Annotated in this window: 17 protein-coding genes and 2 pseudogenes; 16 read left to right on the top strand and 3 right to left on the bottom strand. The window is 59.7% G+C overall.

Annotated features, from left to right (window positions below; translation table 11 throughout):
* The first annotated feature begins 3 nt into the window (after positions 1-3).
* Entirely contained in the window at positions 4-498 is a 495-nt protein-coding gene (locus HMPREF1219_RS01065) for a DUF1707 SHOCT-like domain-containing protein (RefSeq protein WP_016457151.1), read from the top strand.
* 315 nt (positions 499-813) lie between these two features.
* On the opposite strand, the pseudogene HMPREF1219_RS01060 reads toward HMPREF1219_RS01065, so the two are convergent.
* A pseudogene (locus tag HMPREF1219_RS01060) lies at positions 814-1,047 on the bottom strand (chromate transporter); the annotation flags it as partial.
* Positions 1,048-1,674: 627 nt separating this feature from the next.
* Here HMPREF1219_RS01060 and HMPREF1219_RS01055 point away from each other — a divergent pair.
* The 10 genes and pseudogenes from HMPREF1219_RS01055 (at position 1,675) to HMPREF1219_RS01030 (ending at position 9,336) form a co-directional block, all read left to right on the top strand.
* On the top strand, positions 1,675-2,010 hold the full coding sequence (locus tag HMPREF1219_RS01055) for a hypothetical protein (RefSeq protein ID WP_040426710.1): 336 nt from the start codon (positions 1,675-1,677) through the stop codon (positions 2,008-2,010).
* Positions 2,011-2,243: 233 nt separating this feature from the next.
* Entirely contained in the window at positions 2,244-2,666 is a 423-nt protein-coding gene (locus HMPREF1219_RS01050; RefSeq protein WP_016457147.1) for an FUSC family protein, read from the top strand.
* A 53-nt stretch (positions 2,667-2,719) separates the two neighbouring features.
* Complete coding sequence (locus HMPREF1219_RS13120; RefSeq protein ID WP_016457146.1) at positions 2,720-3,298, top strand: hypothetical protein; 579 nt, start codon at positions 2,720-2,722, stop codon at positions 3,296-3,298.
* Between the two features lie 198 nt (positions 3,299-3,496).
* On the top strand, positions 3,497-4,063 hold the full coding sequence (locus HMPREF1219_RS13115; protein ID WP_245554361.1) for a hypothetical protein: 567 nt from the start codon (positions 3,497-3,499) through the stop codon (positions 4,061-4,063).
* Positions 4,064-4,339: 276 nt separating this feature from the next.
* Positions 4,340-4,489 (top strand): annotated as a pseudogene (locus HMPREF1219_RS13110) (alternative ribosome rescue aminoacyl-tRNA hydrolase ArfB); the annotation flags it as partial.
* Positions 4,490-4,760: 271 nt separating this feature from the next.
* Positions 4,761-4,907, top strand: coding sequence for a VOC family protein (locus tag HMPREF1219_RS13105; RefSeq protein WP_245554360.1), 147 nt, complete (start codon positions 4,761-4,763; stop codon positions 4,905-4,907).
* On the top strand, positions 4,850-5,107 hold the full coding sequence (locus HMPREF1219_RS12385; protein WP_245554359.1) for a VOC family protein: 258 nt from the start codon (positions 4,850-4,852) through the stop codon (positions 5,105-5,107). The genes HMPREF1219_RS13105 and HMPREF1219_RS12385 overlap by 58 nt, the downstream gene beginning before the upstream one ends.
* A 216-nt stretch (positions 5,108-5,323) precedes the next feature.
* The gene (cmtR, locus tag HMPREF1219_RS01040) at positions 5,324-5,683 is read left to right on the top strand and encodes a Cd(II)/Pb(II)-sensing metalloregulatory transcriptional regulator CmtR (protein ID WP_016457144.1); all 360 of its coding nucleotides are present in this window, start codon (positions 5,324-5,326) and stop codon (positions 5,681-5,683) included.
* Positions 5,680-7,572 carry a heavy metal translocating P-type ATPase gene (locus HMPREF1219_RS01035; RefSeq protein WP_016457143.1) on the top strand — a complete coding sequence of 631 codons (1,893 nt, stop codon included), beginning with the start codon at positions 5,680-5,682 and terminating at the stop codon, positions 7,570-7,572. The genes cmtR and HMPREF1219_RS01035 overlap by 4 nt, the downstream gene beginning before the upstream one ends.
* 564 nt (positions 7,573-8,136) lie before the next feature.
* Positions 8,137-9,336 carry an IS110 family RNA-guided transposase gene (locus HMPREF1219_RS01030; RefSeq protein WP_016457142.1) on the top strand — a complete coding sequence of 400 codons (1,200 nt, stop codon included), beginning with the start codon at positions 8,137-8,139 and terminating at the stop codon, positions 9,334-9,336.
* Positions 9,337-9,499: 163 nt separating this feature from the next.
* Here HMPREF1219_RS01030 and ychF read toward each other — a convergent pair whose 3' ends face one another.
* On the bottom strand, positions 9,500-10,579 hold the full coding sequence (gene ychF / locus HMPREF1219_RS01025; RefSeq protein ID WP_016457141.1) for a redox-regulated ATPase YchF: 1,080 nt from the start codon (positions 10,577-10,579) through the stop codon (positions 9,500-9,502).
* Between the two features lie 43 nt (positions 10,580-10,622).
* Here ychF and HMPREF1219_RS01020 point away from each other — a divergent pair, with 43 nt between their 5' ends.
* From HMPREF1219_RS01020 to HMPREF1219_RS13100, 3 genes are read left to right on the top strand one after another with little or no spacing between them, the layout of a single operon-like run.
* Positions 10,623-12,068: an AI-2E family transporter gene (locus tag HMPREF1219_RS01020; protein ID WP_016457140.1), complete on the top strand. Its 1,446-nt coding sequence runs from the start codon at positions 10,623-10,625 to the stop codon at positions 12,066-12,068.
* Between the two features lie 50 nt (positions 12,069-12,118).
* Positions 12,119-13,246 carry a DNA recombination protein RmuC gene (locus HMPREF1219_RS01015; RefSeq protein WP_016457139.1) on the top strand — a complete coding sequence of 376 codons (1,128 nt, stop codon included), beginning with the start codon at positions 12,119-12,121 and terminating at the stop codon, positions 13,244-13,246.
* 59 nt (positions 13,247-13,305) lie between these two features.
* Positions 13,306-14,538 carry a DUF6542 domain-containing protein gene (locus tag HMPREF1219_RS13100; protein WP_245554358.1) on the top strand — a complete coding sequence of 411 codons (1,233 nt, stop codon included), beginning with the start codon at positions 13,306-13,308 and terminating at the stop codon, positions 14,536-14,538.
* A gap of 150 nt (positions 14,539-14,688) precedes the next feature.
* On the opposite strand, the gene HMPREF1219_RS01005 is transcribed toward HMPREF1219_RS13100, so the two are convergent.
* Positions 14,689-15,666: a 4-hydroxy-3-methylbut-2-enyl diphosphate reductase gene (locus HMPREF1219_RS01005; protein ID WP_016457136.1), complete on the bottom strand. Its 978-nt coding sequence runs from the start codon at positions 15,664-15,666 to the stop codon at positions 14,689-14,691.
* Between the two features lie 133 nt (positions 15,667-15,799).
* Here HMPREF1219_RS01005 and xseA point away from each other — a divergent pair, with 133 nt between their 5' ends.
* Both xseA and HMPREF1219_RS00995 read left to right on the top strand, forming a co-directional pair.
* Positions 15,800-17,035, top strand: a complete 1,236-nt coding sequence (gene xseA, locus HMPREF1219_RS01000; protein ID WP_016457135.1) for an exodeoxyribonuclease VII large subunit — start codon at positions 15,800-15,802, stop codon at positions 17,033-17,035.
* Positions 17,036-17,157: 122 nt separating this feature from the next.
* The gene (locus HMPREF1219_RS00995; protein ID WP_016457134.1) at positions 17,158-17,457 is read left to right on the top strand and encodes an exodeoxyribonuclease VII small subunit; all 300 of its coding nucleotides are present in this window, start codon (positions 17,158-17,160) and stop codon (positions 17,455-17,457) included.
* Positions 17,458-17,465 lie beyond the last annotated feature (8 nt).

Below are 17,465 nucleotides of genomic sequence, written 5' to 3'. Positions count from 1 at the left end.
TTAATGGACGAAATCCGCGTGGGCGACGCCGAGCGTTCGGAAGCTCTGGACCGGCTGGGCACACTGTTCGCAGACGGTCACCTGGACGTTGGGGAGTTCGAAGAACGCACAGGTCAGGCCGCGGTTGCGCGCACGCGCGGGGAGCTTTCCATGCTTTTCGAAGCCCTCCCGGCCGAACCGGTCTCACTGAAGAAGCGGACGCCGTCCAAGCTCGAGCTGGATGAGAAACTCGCGGCGAAGCGGAAGCTGGACACCGCGATCTACACCACCCTCATCGGCGGTTTGGCGGTATTTTTTGTGCTGCAGCTTGGGTTCGACCTGGACTACGCCTGGGTGGTGTGGCCGGTGATGGGCATGCTCGCGGTCGGTTGGTACACCGTCTTCGACATCTCCGACGAGGAGGACGAGATTCTCGAGGAATTGTTAGAGAAGGAACGCTCCGATCGCGCCGAGCGGTCGAAACTCGCCGCCGAGCGACGCAAGGAGCTTGGGAAGTAGCCGAGAATTCCTGCGCGCTCCGATTAGAATGGGAGCATGCGTTTTCGTCGTGCGGTCGCGCTTGTTGTAGCTAGTTCTGTCGGGGTGGTTACGGGTTGCGCCGGAGGTGGCGTGCCGAGACCGTGGTGGTCACGTCCACGCAGTGGGTGGACCCGGATTCGGGCGCGGTTGTGGAGTCTGCGGAGGTTGCAGAGCCTGGCGGGGAGGCTGAGGCGTCGGCGGGTACTGCGGAAGACGCGCCGGTAGTCTTCGACTCGAACGGTAACCTCCTCGTCACCGGCAACGTGGAAGTGTGGTCGACGGAGCAGGCTCGGAAAGGCCGATTGCCATGCCGACCTGGCTCGACGCGGGGTCCGGTATGAACTGGCACAGGGCGACGAGGTCGGCGTACTCCTCGTCGGTAAGCCACTTTCGTCTCTCCACGAACTCGTCCGGGAAGTACCTCAGGTGCGCCGTCGGCCCGCCAAACGATGTCAAGCCAAGGCGGGTGAATATGTGTAATACCTCAAGCACAAGCGCGATGGTAGCGGAGGGGTGTGCTTGGGGCATTGGATGCGGAAATTTCCGCTAGGGCGCCAAGGCAACACGACTACGACTTCGAAATTCCTTTCCATGGCTGGCCGTCCGACTTAGTTTTAATGTAGTGCCCGTCGCGGGTGAACTTGTCCCACTTGTCAGTCAACGGATTGTATTTCTGCACCCGGTTTGAAACTGCACCGCTTCTGCCTCCGAGACCCGTATTTTTAGCCATATTTTTCTCCGTTTTAGTGTCCGAACAATCCGCGATTCTAGATTTGAGAAACTAGTAGAGTGGCTCACCACAGCTTGCGCAATACTCTTCGCCCTCTTCGTAAATACCACCGCAGCAGTATCGCGGGCTGCTGCTTACTTCAAAACACGATTCATGCCACGGCTCGCCATTAAAGTCGATCCCACCTGAAGTAATCTTCTCACCGCAACCTTCACAGTTTGGTGTAGACGCACACGTCCGAGAATTGTGCCCTTCAGCACCGCAAACACCACATGCCATATGAGAATAATAATTCACCAGTGAAGGTTGCTGCAACATCTGCCAGGAACTCGGACAAGACAGCCCAGAATGCCCTATGGAAGTGAAACCCAAACACCCCGGTCGGCACCCAGGGAGGAGAAGCTTGCACCACTTCAGCCCGCTGCTTGAGATGGGATCCTGCCCGGCGCGACCACATCCCTGCCTTCCGCGTCGCGCTCGGGGTGGCCATCTACGCGAACTTCGGCGCGTTCACCGGCGTGTACGGCAGGCACATGACCCGCCAAGTGCGGCTGAAGCACCACGTCCTTGCAGACATCGCCCTGACGACGTCGGTGACTGTGGGCGCCATCATGGCGTGGCTGGATCTTAGCCCGTGGGCGCTAATGATCGTCACCGCGCTCGTGTCCTCGGTGTGGGCGACCATCGCGCTGGCCGCAGACATGAAGCACCGAGTCGGTGTTTGCGATCTTCTCCGTGGCTGCCACCGGGTCCTTGAATAATCCGGTCCACCCGGCGCTCGCCTTCGCCATCGCCGGTGTCGCCGCACTGTTGTGCCTGGCGCTCGGCCAAATCTCCCACCTCATCGGTGAGGGGCCAGGCGGTGACGCGAAGGAACCGGAGCGCCCCTCCTGGTCCCCCGAGGCGGGCCAGATGCCGTGGCGGCGCCTCCGGGTCGAAGCCAGCCGCTTCTTTTTCTCGCCTCTGCTCGCCGGGGTGCTGGGGCTGATTTTCCGTGACTATTTTCGACCCCCTGACCCACTCCTACTGGGCCATGGTCGCCGCCGTCGCGCCGCTGGTGAACTCCCGGTTCAAGATGCAGTACTCCCGCGCCATCGAGCGAGTCCTGGGCACCCTCACCGGCTTCGCGGTAGTCGGCTTTTTGCTGTCCCACCCGATGCAGGGCTGGCAGATCGTCGTGTGGATTGTGATTCTGCGGTCCCCCACCGAGATGTACGTGACCCGCAACTACACCATCACCGCCAGCTTCATCACCCCGACCGCCCTGCTGATGGTGCAGACGGTCGAGGCCTCCCCCATCTGGCCGATGCTGCTCGCCCGCACCGCGGAGACCGTCATCGGCGCGTTCGCAGCGCTCGCCGTCATCGCGGTCGGCGACGTGCACAGGTACCTAGAGGTCGTGCTGCCGCGGCGATAGGCGCAGGTGCTTTGCGACGAATTTGCCGCCCGCCAGGACTACAGTTTCTGGTTATGGAGACTTCAAGCAAGGACCTAGCTTTCCTGGCAGATGAAGAGGGTCTGGTGATCCTTAGCGAGGAAGATCACTTCCCCGCCACTTCCGCACCCGCATTTTCGCTTGCATCACCGCAAGTGCTTTTCCGCGCTAACAATGTGTTGAGCACGATTTCCAACCGGCAGTTCAAATCCGGAAAGTATTACAAGGCAACGGACGAAAGTGCGAAGCTGCTCCAGCATCGCACGTCGTCTGGACCGGTTCCTGGAGTCCTACGCCGAAGCGATCTTGGGCTCGCCGACAATCAAAGTCGATTCTTCAAACACATCTCGTTTCAAGAGGTGAAGTTTTCGCCCGCCATGGCTTCGACCGCCGCTGGCATCGCAGCTCAGGCCGCAATTGAGGCAGCAATTGCTGAAATCAAGGAGTATCTAGAGGTCATCGATGAGAAGCTCGATACTCTCCTCCGGCAGCGCAAGGTTGATGCACTGGCACTGCTTGGGGGTATCCAGTACACGATTGAAGAAGCGGACGAACTTTACCGGCGCAGCAGTAGCGTCTCCGCAACTACTTGGTCGAAGGTCGACCACCTCTGATCAGCACTCAACGGCATCGAGTCTTACGCCATCGAACAACTCGATGATGCCGTTGATCAGCTCCGGAAACAGAAGAACAACTCCAAGAAACTTGATACTTTCTTAGCTGGGCTGAAAGGCGATCTGCCGCTTTGGCTGGGTGTGGCCGCTCGGAGCATCTACCTCCACGATCGGATGTATGTCCTGGAGATCGCCCACGTGAATGAGTTTGAGCCTCGCCAGCTGGATTCTCACCGTGAGGGAATCCACGACGCGCGCAAGGATCGATTGGAATCGACCACCCGACGTCTGCTCGAGATGGATACAGCCATCCGTGAGACAGCCAAGTTGAGCAATCAGGTCTGGGTGACAAACCCGATTCGTGCTCGCCATATCACCGCGCACGCGAACGAAATTCACGACATTATTAGTGCGTTTGCTCAGCATTTGCGGATGACCGTGGAGGACGCAGAGCGTCTCCACGTCCAAGGATGGCGTCAATCTGTGGTGTCGCTAGCGGGCGACACCATCGATGCCGCGAACCGCGCACGCCAATCGGCGGTGGGTCAAGCGCAAAAAGCCACCGAGAAAATTCGCGACATGAACGACGACCGGCTGCTTGCAAAGGCCGCAGAAATCGAAGCGCGACGGGAGCGGGGGGGAGCAAAAAGCGCTCGAGTCGACCGGCGACGAAGATCAATCTGCGACAGAAACCCGCACAACGCGACGCGGTTTACGTTTCCGTCGAGACGAGAAGAAAGCATAGAGGTTTTCTCCACGAGATAGGTAGCAGTTATGTTCCTGAGAATCCGTCTGAGCAGCGAGGAAGCATCACTCGTAACGAAGCTTGCACGTGCTGAGGGCGTAACTGTTTCCGAGTTTTGCTCGATCCGCCATCGCGGAAAGAATCGAAGATCTGCAGGAACTTCGCTCAGCCATCGAGATTGACTCCGGTAGGAAGTTCACGATGGATGAGATTTACCGGGAGGTCGGTCGCTGAGACTTACGTTGCAACTGGGCTGCGGTCTGGGTTGGTTGACGCAGGACGCAAGAACGTAGTACGGGCGGCATGCAGGACTTGACCATCGCGCCCGGCCCGGGGATCCCCGGCGGAAAACGAAACCGACGCGCGGCTCGGTGCGGCGCCGTCTCGAAGCGAAGAAGCGGCGCTCGGAGTTGAAGTCGATGAGGCGTAAGCCCCGGCTCCCGTAGATCTGGTCGGCTGGCTCATACGATGAGGGCCCGCGGACATCAGATGGTCAGGTGGGTAAGCGGAGCAACAGACGGCTAATACGTGGATGAATCCACCAATCCCCGTCGAGATCACCGGCCTCAGCGGATATGCCACTAAGCACGGCATCACGCCGCAGGACTCCAGCACTGCAGCGACCTCAGGCTGCGCGTTTCTGCCTCCGCTCAGTAAAGGCCCGAAAGCGGTGCCAGAGCCTGCTCGACTCATCGAAACAGAAATACAATGCGGACTATGCGTGACTCAACTTTCGCTATCCGCCAGATAACCTTCGACTGCAACGATCCCTCTCGGCTCGCCGAATTCCGGTCCTCCGCGACAGGGTGCGAGATTGTCGCCGACTACGGAGACTTCGTCATGGCGGTTCCACCCCGGCACTAGGTTTTCAGCGCGTTACCGACCCCCCGGTTAAAAACCGCGTTCACATCGACGGCGGCGGCACTGAACGCGAAGCCCTAGTGGAGCGCCTCAGGATGTTGGGTGCCACTGAACTCGGCAGTCATGAGGCACCGGGACTCGTTTGGACCGTTATGCAGGATCCAGAAGGCAACGAGTTTTGCGTGGGCAGCCCCGAAGCGTAACTACACGTTGAACTTGAACTCGACGGTATGTAGTTGCAAAGTAACTTTCTCGAGAACCTCGCCGCCCACGTCGCTCCCGCGTTGGGTGGCAGCCGAACCACAAAGGATCAGTCATCTGCTATCCCATCGACTAATTCTTGCAGGTCGCAGGACCTTCGCGTAACTGTCAGTTCAGCACACTTTGAATAGTTCAGCACACGATGTATTGTTCAGCACATGCTGACTATTGCTTCACGCCTCGACGTCATGAACCGGCTCGGCCGGGCCATGGCGGATCCGACGCGTTCCAGAATCCTGATGACACTACTCGACGGCCCGAGCTACCCGGCCGTACTCTCGCGCGACCTGGGCCTGACCCGCTCAAACGTCTCGAACCACCTGACCTGCCTGCGTGACTGCGGCATCGTCGTTGCCGAGCCGGAGGGCCGCAAGACACGCTACGAAATCGCCGATCCGCACCTCGCGGCAGCGCTCAACGCGCTGGTGAACGCGACGTTGGCTGTCGACGAAAACGCCCCGTGCATCGACTCTGAGTGCTCGGTGCCCGGCTGCGGCGAGAAGGGAGAGGACGCATGAGCTCGGCGTGTGGATGTGAACACGAACCCGCCACGGAGATCGAAGAACTCGATCGGCCATGGTGGAAGGACCCCGAGTTGCTACTGCCGATCTTCTCCGGCGTAGCCCTCTGCGTAGGCCTGGTGCTGGGCTGGTCCGGGCTAGCGACACCCGCGACAGTACTGTTCTGGGTCGGCCTGCTGCTAGGGGCGTATACGTTCGCGCCCGACGCGATCCGAAACCTTGTCACGAAGCGCAAGCTCGGCATTGGTTTGCTGATGACGATCAGCGCGGTCGGCGCGGTAATCCTCGGTTACGTCGGGGAGGCCGCGGCGCTAGCGTTCCTGTATTCGATCGCCGAGGCGCTGGAAGACAAGGCGATGGACCGGGCGCAGGGCGGACTGCGGGCACTGTTGAAGTTGGTGCCGCAGACCGCGACGGTGCTGCGCGACGGCACGTCGGTCGAGGTCGCAGCGAAGGACCTCGCGGCTGGTGAACTGATGCTCGTGCGCCCCGGAGAGCGGATCGCCACGGACGGCATCATTCGGTCTGGGCGCTCCAGCCTTGACACCTCAGCGATCACCGGAGAATCTATTCCGGAGGAGGTTGCGCCCGGCGACGAGGTGCCCGCGGGAGCGATCAACTCCGCCGGTGTGCTGGAAGTCCAGACGACCGCAGCTGGAACGGACAACTCGCTGACCACACTCGTGGACCTGGTCGAGCAGGCGCAGGCGGAAAAGGGCGACCGCGCCCGGATCGCCGACCGGATTGCCCAACCCCTAGTGCCCGGGGTGATGATCCTGGCGGTGCTAGTCGGCGTGATCGGCTCGCTGCTGGGCGACCCCGAGACGTGGATCACCCGTGCGTTGGTGGTTCTGGTCGCAGCGTCGCCGTGCGCGCTGGCAATCTCCGTGCCGCTGACGGTCGTGGCCGCGATCGGCGCGGCCAGCCAGTTCGGCGTGGTCATCAAGTCTGGCGCGGCGTTCGAGCGGCTCGGCGGCATCCGTCACCTGGCGGTGGACAAGACCGGAACCCTCACCCGCAACCAGCCCGAGGTTACCGGCGTGGTCCCGGCAGACAGGTTTGATCGGGCGCAGGTGCTTACTTTCGCGGCGGCAGTTGAGCAGCAATCGAGGCACCCCCTCGCCGCGGCGATCGCGGCAGCGGGGCCCGAAGCGCCCGCCGCCCAGGACATCAGCGAGGAAGCCGGGCACGGCATCAGCGGCACCGTCGAAGGCCGACGGGTGCTGGTCGGCAGCCCCCGGTGGATCGACGCCGGGCCACTGAAGGCAGACGTTGAGCGCATGGAGTCCGAAGGCCAGACCTGCGTCCTAGTCACCGTCGATAACGCCCTCGCCGGAGCGATCGGGGTCCGCGACGAGCTGCGGCCCGAGGTTCCCGAAGCCGTGCAGACCCTGCGCGCCAACGACGTGGAAGTGAGCATGCTCACCGGCGACAACACTCGCACCGCCCGGGCGCTGGCTGAAATCGCCGGAATCGACGACGTGCGCGCCGAGCTGCGCCCTGAGGACAAGGCAAGCATCGTCGCCGAACTCTCCTCCAAGACACCGACGGCGATGATCGGCGACGGCATCAACGACGCGCCGGCACTGGCGGGCGCAACGGTGGGCATTGCGATGGGAGCAACCGGCTCTGACGCCGCGATCGAGTCCGCTGACGTCGCCTTCACTGGCCACGACCTCCGACTGATCCCGCAGGCGCTGCAGCACGCCCGCCGAGGCAGCAGGATCATCAACCAAAACATCGTGCTGTCCCTGGCCATCATCATCGTGTTGATGCCACTGGCGATCAGCGGTGTGCTGGGCCTGGCCGCCGTCGTGTTGGTTCACGAAGTCGCCGAAGTCATCGTGATCTTGAACGGCCTGCGGGCTGCACGAGCGAAACGCTGAGGCTGTGACCGGCAAGTCTTATAAGAGTTAAACCACGCGCCGAGCGCACACACGTTGGACCAGGCGAGTCATTCGAGTTCACCACCTGGTCCTTCTCGATGCGTGCAGGCACGGGAACTGTGGGTGAACCTAATAGTTCAACGGCCCGATACCGCTTGCAGATTCTACACACGAGGTAGCGGAATGGACCGAGACCGAACGAAAACCGGAGTTAGAGACAGCGCTCTTCAACCTCCCCATTACGGTTTAGGCAGTTCCCTGCTGGGGACCCGAGGATTCATGGTTTCTCCCCTTTTGGGGTGGGTTATGTTTGTTCCGGTCCCTGCTTAGCAGCGGGACTCGTCACTGGCTTCGGTATGGCTTGTTTTTGTCCCTGTCTGAAAATGATCCGGGGGGTGATGCCGCCGAAGGCAGTGACATACTTCAACTGCTAATAGGAACCTGACTCGCCGGAATCCCTGGTGAAGTCTCAAGTAATGTGGATGCCAGCGAGAGTATGTCCGACGAACCCAGTGACGATATCTGTCCGTTTCACACTCATATCGCACATGGAGAATCGTCCTCGTGACCTACGATTTCGTCATCGGCATCGATGTCGGTAAATACTTTCATCACGCTTGTGTCCTCGACAAAGATGGTAAACAAGTAAAGTCAAAACGCATTGACCAGTCAGAACATGCTTTACGCAGGTTCTTCGACCTTTTCCTCGCCCTGTCCTCGAAAATTTTGGTTGTGGTCGACCAACCCAACAATATTGGCAGGCTTACTGTCGCGGTTGCCCAAGACATGGGGATTACCGTTAAATATCTTCCTGGATTGTCGATGCGACAGCTGTCGAGGGTTCATGTCGGAAATGCGAAAACTGATGTTCGCGACTCCTACGTCATCGCCCACGCCGGCGCTAACCTCCCTGATGCCTTGCGCAATGTTGACCGCGTCCAACAAGTCTTCAATCAGCTGAAAGTACTCAACGGTATCGACGAAGACCTCGCCCGGTCCTACACCAGGCTGATCAACCAAATCCGCTCCTCCCTTGTGGGCACCTACCCAGAGTTCGAACGGGTACTTCGTGGCCAAAATATCCACAGACGGTGGGTGTTGCACATGCTGGCCAAATATGGTGGCCCCACAAAAATCAAACGAATGGGGCGCGCACGCCTGATCGCGTTCGCGAAGAAGTACAAAGCACGAAACCCCGAGAAAATCATCGATGGCCTGCTGGATGCCATCAAGAATCAAACCGTCGTCATCCCTGGATCTGAATATGTCGAACTCGGTGTCGCCATGTCCGCCACTGATGCCTTGGCAAAGCTTGACCACCGAAAAGTCATCGAAGAAGAGGTATGCGCCCTCATTGAGGACATCCCCCACACCCACATCCTCTTGTCTATGCCCGGCATCGGCCCGAAAACCGCAGCCCAGATCCTCATGACCGTCGGCGACTTCTCGGACTTCAAGACAGCTTCCCACATGGCCTCATACGCAGGGTTATGTCCTCAGACCAACCAGTCAGGCACATCCATCAACACGAAATCACCGAACAGGGCGGGAAACAAGAAACTAAAGAACGCCCTATGGCAATCCTCATTTTCAGCGATCAGATACCACGAGCGTTCACGCCAATACTACGAGCGGAAGCGTAAAGAAGGCAAGAGACACAACGCCGCAGTCGTGGCCCTAGCAAGAAGACGCCTCACCGTCTTGTTCACCATGATGGCAAATCACAGCCTCTACCAAGAACCAGAAGAGCAGAAAATAGCCTAGCCGGCTAGGCACCACCCCAGCCGATTGGCAATACGCCAATCGGCTCCTAGGCGTACCCAAAAACAACCCCACATCGAACGTCACCCCCATCCAATTACCCCCTCAGGTTGACGAACTATATAGGAACACCCCCAATAACGCGAAACGTCATTAACGCTCCGCGTTACACATTAAATTTGAATTCAACTACATCGCCGTCTTGCATGATGTAGTCCTTGCCTTCCTGGCGAATCTTGCCGTGGGCGCGAGCTTCGGCGATGGAGCCGGCTTCGACCAGGTCATCGTAAGAGACGATCTCGGCCTTAATGAAGCCACGCTCGAAATCAGAGTGGATGACACCGGCGGCCTGCGGGGCTGTCGAACCCTGCTTGATGGTCCACGCGCGGGCTTCCTTCTCGCCTGCGGTAAGGAAGGTCTGCAGGCCAAGCGTTGCGAAACCGGCTTTAGCTAGAGTGGCAAGCCCGGGCTCGTTCTGCCCGACAGAGGCTAGTAGTTCTGCTGCCTCGTCCGGCTCAAGCTCAAGCAGCTCAGTTTCGGTCTTTGCATCGAGGAACACGGCATCGGCGGGTGCAACCAGGTCACGTAGCTCCTGCTTCTTGGCCTCGTCGGTGAGCACAGCCTCGTCCGAGTTGAACACATAGAGGAACGGCTTTGCCGTCATGAGGTGAAGATCGCGCAGGAGCGACAGGTCGATCTCGTCCTGTGCACTGAAGAGCGTCCGGTCATCTTCGAGGATAGCCTGCGCCTTTTGAGTCTCCTCGGCTTGTTCCCTAATGTCTTTGCTCTTGCGGCCTTCCTTTTCCAAGCGCGGAAGCGCCTTTTCAATTGTCTGCAAGTCAGCGAGGATCAGCTCCGTCGCGATGGTGGCGATATCAGCAGCGGGATCGACGCGACCGTCGACGTGGATCACGTTCTCATCGGAGAAAGCGCGCACCACCTGGCAGATTGCGTCCGCTTCGCGGATGTTGGAGAGGAAGGCGTTGCCCATCCCCTCCCCCTCGGACGCGCCCTTGACGATGCCGGCGATGTCGACGAAGGACACGGTGGCGGGGAGGATCCGCTCAGAGTGGAACATCTCGGCGAGGACCTTGAGTCGCTCGTCCGGGAGTTCGACCATGCCTTCGTTCGGGTTGATCGTGGCGAACGGGTAGTTCGCGGCGAGGACATCGTTTCGGGTCAGTGCGTTAAAAAGGGTTGATTTGCCCACGTTGGGCAATCCGACAATTCCAAGTGTAAGGCTCACAGCTCATTATCCTAGCAACCTCCTTTTAAGGCAGAATGGGGGTGTGACAATCAATCCCACCGACCCCGAATCCGTAGTGTCAGATTCTCAGTCATTAAGCGCTGAGGAGGCCGCGCATCCGTCCTCCGACGGCAGCGCGCTTAAGGCCCCTACGGGATCCGTCGCGATCGGGGTTGGCTCCCCTGAATCAGCAGAGACGCAAGAGGCGATCGCCACGTTCCAAGAGCTGCAGGAGGGCGATGCCAGCGACCGTTCCACCATCCTGGCAGAGGGCGTCATCACGTTTTCTCGGTGGTGCCTCCGCCTGCTCATCATCGGTGTTACCGTCTACGCCGGTTGGCGGATCCTTGGCGCACTGTGGCAGGGTGTGCTGCCGGTCGCCCTGGCGCTCCTTGTCTCGTCGGTGTTATGGCCACCGGTATCGTGGCTCAAGCAACACCGCGTCCCCGGGTGGTGCGCAGCACTCCTCACCATGGTGCTGCTCATCGGATCGTTTTCCGTCATCATCGCGCTCATCGCGCCGGGTGTTGTCCGGCAGTCGCAGACGCTGTATTTCCAAGCGATTGACGGTATTCAACGCCTCCAGCTGTGGTTGCAAGGCCCGCCTCTGTCTCTCAAGAACGAGGATTTCAACCGGTTCTTCGGCGAAGCGGTGGGCTGGGTTCAGCAGCAGGCCGGCAACATTGCGGGTGGAGTATTTGCTGGTCTTGGCGCAGCCTCCTCGGCCCTCGTCCTGGCGATGATCACGCTCGTCATCACATTCTTTGTGCTGAAAGACGGGGAACGGTTCATGCCCTGGGCGCGCGCATTCACCGGCCGACAAGTGGGATGGCACCTCACGGAACTCCTCGCCCGCTGCTGGAACACCCTCAGTAATTACATCCGAGTGCAGGCCCTCGTGGCGCTCATCGACGCAGTACTCATCGGCCTCGGACTCGTGGTGATGAAGGTTCCCATGGCGCTGGCCTTGGCAACGCTCACCTTTGTCGCGGGGTTCGTTCCCATCGTGGGTGCATTCGTTGCGGGAACCGTTGCCGTCGCCATCGCCCTGGTCACCCTGGGGATAACAAAAGCGCTCATGGTTTTGGTTCTCATACTGGTGGTTCAGCAAGTGGAGGGCAACATCCTCTCGCCGATGTTGCAGTCCAAGGCAATGAACCTTCATCCCGCCGTAGTCATCATTGTGGTGACGGTGGGCGGTGGCATGTTCGGCATCGCGGGCGCGTTGCTGGCGGTGCCGATCACAGCCATCGTGGCCGTCGTCCTGCGCTATCTGTCAGACATGGTGGCCTTGCGCGCCGGCGAGAAAACTGCGGCGGAGATTGAGTTCGCCACCATGGCTGGCTCCATCACCGGAATGCAGGGCGAGGAGGCGGCACGCAGGCGCTCGACCGCGCGGGCCACAACCGATGACCCTGATTCCCTTCTTTCCAAAGCGCAGGAAGCGACCTCTCATCTCGCACACCTGTTCCATAAAAAGGACTCCTAAGGCTTTCGCGACACCGTTGACGTAACCACCGTCGACTACCGTAGGGAGCCATGACTGCAACAGGGTTGATTTTGCTCCTCGTCGGCGTGGTAATCGGCATCTTCGTCGGCTTTTTCCTGCGCGACCGCCAATCCACCGCACGGGATACCAGACAACCACAGCTCCCCACAGCGGAACAGTTAGCCACCGCGATGGACGGCATCTCGTCCAGGCTTCATGCCCTCGATGTATCTCGCGCAGAAACCTCCGCCAGGCTCAACCAAGAAATGCAGCACCTCACGCAAACGAGCCTGGCGTTGGCGGGGAAAACGGACAAGCTCCTCACCGCGCTCGGTGGTCCCGGCCTTCGCGGCCAATGGGGCGAGATGCAACTGCAACGCGTAGTGGAGCTTTCGGGGATGATGAAGCACTGCGACTTCGACACACAGGTTTCTACCACTTCCCAGGGCTTGCGAAAGCGCCCCGATCTCGTCATTCACCTCTCCGGTGGGCGGGACATCATCGTCGATTCGAAAGTTCCCCTCTCCGCCTATACCGACGCGCTTGAGGTAACGGACCCAGAAGAGCAAGCAGGCTACCTCCGTCGCCACGCCTACTTGGTGCGACAGCACGTCTCCCAGCTGGCTGCAAAAGACTACGTCCGCAGCTTCACTCGTACCCCCGAGTTCGTGGTCATGTTTATCCCGGCCGATTCGTTCCTCGATGCCGCCCTCAAATGCGATTCGGAGCTACTGGAGTTCGCCTTCGACCACAACGTCATCATCGCCACCCCGTCCACTCTCATGGCGCTGCTTCGAACGGTTGCATTGGGTTGGCAATCAGCCGACGTGGAAGAAAAAGCAGCAGAAATTCACGCACTAGGAAAGCAGCTCTACCGGCGTCTTTCCACGCTCAATGACCACTACGCCCGGCTGGGTGGCCTGCTGGATAAGACCGTTGAGCAGTACAACGCCACCATTGGCTCGATGGAATCGCGAGTTCAGGTGACGGCACGAAAACTTGCCGATCTTGACCTTGACAGTGGCGGAACGCAGGGGGAGCTTCCTGCGGTTTCCCCCGTCGATCGTCGCCCGCGGCACCTCTCCCCTTACGGGGACCAAGCGTCCATCACTCCACGTGAGTTCGGAACGAGTAACCCCTCGGGCACGCAATACCACTCGATGGACAGTGAGCAGTGAAACGCTGGATACCTATCTGAGTTCACCTTTATACCTTTAACTAGGTAACATTAGTTTCCGTGTCAGACAAACCGCTGCAAAACCGACGACGTACAGCCTCCAGCTACGGCGAGGCTCGCCACCAGTTTGGCACGCCATCTCACTCTTCCAGTGAGACGGAGCAGGACAATGCGGGCAGCAATGCCAACGAACAACGCGGGCGATCCAAGTACTCGTTCACTCCTACAGCCTCGGCCCTCTTTTCTGACAAGTGGGATGTGAATTACCAGTTCCCCAAGGCAAGCCAGGATAGGCCCAAGGCAAGCCAGGATAAACCCGATGATCTCCAGCGAACGAGGGCGATCAGGAAGGTACAAGACTCAGGAGTACCTCAGCGGCGGGAAAAATCGCAGCAGAGGGTGGCTTCTAGTGGCTCGACTCGGTACCGACGCGAGCGTAAAGAAGCCTCGGCACCGGCTCGTCAATCCAGCCCAGCCCAGCCAACGGCAGCTACGGCTACGTCGTCGGCGACACGTGCTTCCGCAGCTCCGCAAGAACAGCGACACACCACGCGAAAGAGCTCTCGCCGCACGGCGCAGTCCCGTTCGGCAGAACGCCATCAGACCACAGCGCGACTGGCGGAGGAAGACAAGCTCCACGGTATCCCGCTTTGGCTGGTGCCCCTGCTAACCATCGCCGCTCTCCTCACGGGGGCGGTGCTGTCAATGGACGCCGGCTCCTTAGGGTGGATGTACCTCACCGCCTTTGGTCTCATTTCTTTGATCATTGCCCTGTTTGTGGAGCCACGCGGGATATTCCTCGCGGTGACACAAATTCCGCTTGTGTTCTCCGTGGTCACCCCCATCGCAGGATGGATGGTTGCCCAGACTCACACCACGAACAATTTCTCCACCACCGTGTTATTAGGCTCCGCCTACCCTTTGTTCCAACAGTTCCCGTTCCTTCTTCTGATTACCGTTGGGGCGGCTGCAATCGGATACCTGCGATGGCTGCAGCTGCGCAGGGCTGAGCGTGGCGAATTGACTGAACGGACCAAGGCCGTGCAGTCGCAACGCAGTTCCGACGAGAAGAATCGTCGGGTGGCGCAGCGTGCGCGGAGAATTTCCACCTCTACCTCGAGGCCACGAAATAAGGACCGGGATTCATCGTCCTCGCTGACGGTGCAGGATTTGCTGCGGCGTCAGGAAAGTGGCACGCGCGGACGGCACGGCCGCACGAGTGGTTCCGAACCCTCAACAGAGACCACAGGTTCGCATGGCACCCGTTCCGTCGATGACGATCTTTACCAGTAAAAACACAGTTGAAGGGCACAGTCAGACGACTGCGCCCTTTCAGTTTGTTTTGGTGGCTTTGCCGGGCACGGTAGCCTCGAGTGGCACCCGCGCGAGCGGTCTCACCAACGGCACCGCTCTACAGCACCCGTCGGGGTTTTCTCCCCTGCCCTAGCGCTTGGCCCTGTTCGGGGGACGGATCTCCCTTGGAAGCCCGAACACCAGCTTCTCGGTAGCCGTCTGGACGGTATCCACCTCGGTGAACCCGTGGCGCGCGAGAGTTTCTAGAACATCTTTCACCAAGATTTCGGGAACGCTCGCACCGGACGTGACACCAACGGTGGTGACGCCTTCGAGCCACTCATCCTCGATCTGGTTGGCGTAATCGATGAGGTAGCCGGCGGTTGCCCCGGCCTCCACGCCCACCTCACGGAGACGTTTAGAGTTGGACGAATTCTGCGAGCCGACGACGATGAGTAGATCGCACTGGGGAGCGATGGCTTTGACCGCACTTTGCCGGTTCTGCGTGGCGTAGCAAATGTCATCGCTCGGCGGATTTTCCAGCTGCGGGTAGCGCTCGTGAAGCTTGTTGACGATTTCCATCGTTTCGTCCACGCTCAACGTGGTCTGCGACAACCAAATGAGCTTGGCATCTGGATCAAAATCTGGCAGCTCATCCACTCCAGCGGGGCCGTCGACAAGATGGGTTGTGTCGGGGGCCTCCCCCATCGTGCCTTCTACTTCCTCGTGTCCCCTGTGGCCGATGAAAAGGATTGTGTACCCGTCACGGGCGAACCGTTTCACCTCGTTATGCACCTTGGTCACGAGAGGGCACGTAGCGTCCAGTGTTTGCAGGCTCAAGTTATCTGCCTCCCCGCGAACCGCAGGGCTCACGCCGTGGGCGGAGAACACAACGTGGGCACCCTCGGGAACCTGTGTGGTCTCGTCAACGAAGATGGCTCCACGCTTGGCCAGCGTATCCACAACGTACCGGTTGTGGACGATCTCCTTGCGGACGTACACGGGAGTGCCGTACTTATCCAAGGCACGTTCAACGGTCTCTACTGCTCTGTCCACGCCCGCGCAGTAACCACGGGGGGCGGCTAGAAGGACTTTCTTTCCTGACTGTGTCTCGTTGCCTACTGACATAAGTTTAAGGCTACCGGTTTTGCCAGGCTTCGTCACAGTAGGGCCACATGGCGAGCAATCCTACCAGCCGCTCGTGACCGCCACGCGGTAGGCTTCGTTTTAACGTCATTGTGCAAGTAGGGGAAAGGACGATATGGCACGGCAGAGCACGAGCCCCGAACACCCGTTTTCTGTGTCCACAATCAATGATCTTGTGGGCGATTGGATCGGCCGACTTGGGTCGGCCTGGGTAGAAGGCGAACTCATCCAGATCAGCATGAAGCGCAACTGGGCGTTCTCCTACCTGTATCTCAAGGACTTGAACGATGACGTTTCCATGGAGCTCACGTGCCCCACGAAGATCGCCATGTCCGCCGAGATTTCCAACGGCGATCGTGTGCTCGTTCATGGGCAGCCACGCCTGTACAAGCGCAACGGGCGCTACTCCCTCATGGTGAGCGAAATCCGCCACGTGGGAATCGGCGAGGAGCTAGCCCGAATTGAAAAACTTCGCCACGATCTCGCCACTGAGGGATTGTTCAATGCAGACAGGAAGCAACCGCTGCCCGTGCTGCCCAACTGCGTGGGGCTCATCACGGGGCGGGACTCTGCTGCGGAACGGGATGTGCTCAAGGTGACCCACGACAGGTGGCCCGCAGTTCAATTCCGCATCATCAACACCGCGGTGCAAGGTCAGCGCGCCGAGCCGGAAATAATCGCCGCGCTCAAGAGGCTGGATGCCGACCCTGAGGTCGATGTCATCATCATCGCCCGCGGCGGCGGCTCAGTAGAGGACCTGTTCCCCTTTTCTAGAGAACAACTCATTCGCGCCGTGGCTGCCGCGTCCACTCCCGTCATCTCCGCCATCGGGCACGAACCCGACCACCCCATCCTGGACAATGTCGCCGATTTCGCGGCGAAGACGCCGACGGACGCGGGAAAGAACGTCGTACCGGATGCTACCCAGGAAGCGCTCATGATCCAGGAGATGCGCTCCCGCGCGGCGGCCGCGCTGCGTGGCTGGGTGAAACGGGAGGAAGAGGGGCTTCACAATCTTCGTTCCCGGCCGGTGCTCAGCGATCCGTACACGATCGTCACCGAGCAAGAGGACCACCTCCACGATGCCGTGCAACGCATCCGCAGGTGTGCAACATCGCTCCTCACACAGGAGGATCGGGAGATCGTTAATCTGCGTGCGCGGGTGACCTCTCTGGGCCCCGCAGCAACCCTGAGGCGCGGGTATTCCGTGGTACAGGTTGTTCCTCGCGATGGGACCGAGACTCATGTTGTGACGAGCATTGAAGAGACTCCGCCCGGCAGTCAGCTGAGGATCAGGGTCACAGACGGATCCATCACCGCGGCAACGATGAGCGCTACACCCGCAGATTAGGGGCACCGTGTGATTCTTCCAACGCACGCCGCAGTGGCCTGGAACCACGCAACAGCTGGACAATTCACGTAAACAATATCCACACCATTTACCACAAAAAACGATGAGTAGGAGCAATAACAATGGCAAATGAAGTTATCGGCGCAGGAAACCGACCCGAATTTATACCGGTTGAGGAACTGAGCTACGAAGAGGCCCGCAGAGAGCTGGTGAACGTGGTGCGGGTGCTCGAGCTGGGGCAAATGGGCCTCGATGAGTCGCTCGCCTACTGGGAGCGCGGCGAGGCTCTGGCGAAGCGGTGTGAGGAGCACCTGAGCGGTGCGAAACGGAAGATTGAGCAAGCGCTCGGTAACGCAGAATCAGAGGGGAATGAGTCCTCCCCCGATCTCCAGGAAACTGATCCCTTCGAATCCGAGTACTAGCTCGGCGT

Origin of the sequence: Corynebacterium pyruviciproducens ATCC BAA-1742, from assembly GCF_000411375.1 — a bacterium.
GTDB lineage: Bacteria > Actinomycetota > Actinomycetes > Mycobacteriales > Mycobacteriaceae > Corynebacterium > Corynebacterium pyruviciproducens.
This window is presented reverse-complemented; position numbering and strand designations above follow the sequence as displayed.

Excerpts from the sequence above, each read along its gene's own strand:
- HMPREF1219_RS01065 (WP_016457151.1), top strand. The coding sequence starts at position 4 with ATGGACGAAATCCGCGTGGGCGACGCCGAGCGTTCGGAAGCTCTGGAC.
- HMPREF1219_RS13120 (WP_016457146.1), top strand. The coding sequence starts at position 2,720 with ATGGAGACTTCAAGCAAGGACCTAGCTTTCCTGGCAGATGAAGAGGGT.
- HMPREF1219_RS13105 (WP_245554360.1), top strand. The coding sequence starts at position 4,761 with ATGCGTGACTCAACTTTCGCTATCCGCCAGATAACCTTCGACTGCAAC.
- cmtR (WP_016457144.1), top strand. The coding sequence starts at position 5,324 with ATGCTGACTATTGCTTCACGCCTCGACGTCATGAACCGGCTCGGCCGG.
- HMPREF1219_RS01035 (WP_016457143.1), top strand. The coding sequence starts at position 5,680 with ATGAGCTCGGCGTGTGGATGTGAACACGAACCCGCCACGGAGATCGAA.
- HMPREF1219_RS01015 (WP_016457139.1), top strand. The coding sequence starts at position 12,119 with ATGACTGCAACAGGGTTGATTTTGCTCCTCGTCGGCGTGGTAATCGGC.
- HMPREF1219_RS01005 (WP_016457136.1), bottom strand. The coding sequence starts at position 15,666 with ATGTCAGTAGGCAACGAGACACAGTCAGGAAAGAAAGTCCTTCTAGCC.
- xseA (WP_016457135.1), top strand. The coding sequence starts at position 15,800 with ATGGCACGGCAGAGCACGAGCCCCGAACACCCGTTTTCTGTGTCCACA.
- HMPREF1219_RS00995 (WP_016457134.1), top strand. The coding sequence starts at position 17,158 with ATGGCAAATGAAGTTATCGGCGCAGGAAACCGACCCGAATTTATACCG.